Origin of the sequence: Nocardia amamiensis (assembly GCF_015477605.1) — a bacterium.
GTDB classification, from domain to species: domain Bacteria; phylum Actinomycetota; class Actinomycetes; order Mycobacteriales; family Mycobacteriaceae; genus Nocardia; species Nocardia amamiensis_A.
On the sequence record NZ_JADLQX010000390.1, the window covers coordinates 1 to 247 of the forward strand.

Here is a 247-nt window from a genome sequence, read left to right on the forward strand (position 1 = left end):
GGAAACCACTGCCGCACCAGCTCGCTCCACTCCGCGGGCGAGCGCTGCGGCCCGCCCGGTGACAACCCGGCCGCGATCGCCGGGTCCACATACTTCTTCACTGTTTTGCGGTCCAGCCCGAGGCTGGTCGCGATCTGGCTCTGCGAACGACCCGCATGCCAGTGAACCAAGATCTCGACGATATCGACCACGTCGAACGTTCTCCTCGCCAATACAGGCTCCCATCACCATCGAGCGATGGGAGCAG

1 pseudogene is annotated in these 247 nt (G+C 64.4%); it reads right to left on the bottom strand.

Features of this window, described 5'->3' with window-relative positions:
• Window positions 1–191 (bottom strand): annotated as a pseudogene (locus IU459_RS38235) (hypothetical protein); the annotation flags it as partial.
• Window positions 192–247: the final 56 nt, after the last annotated feature.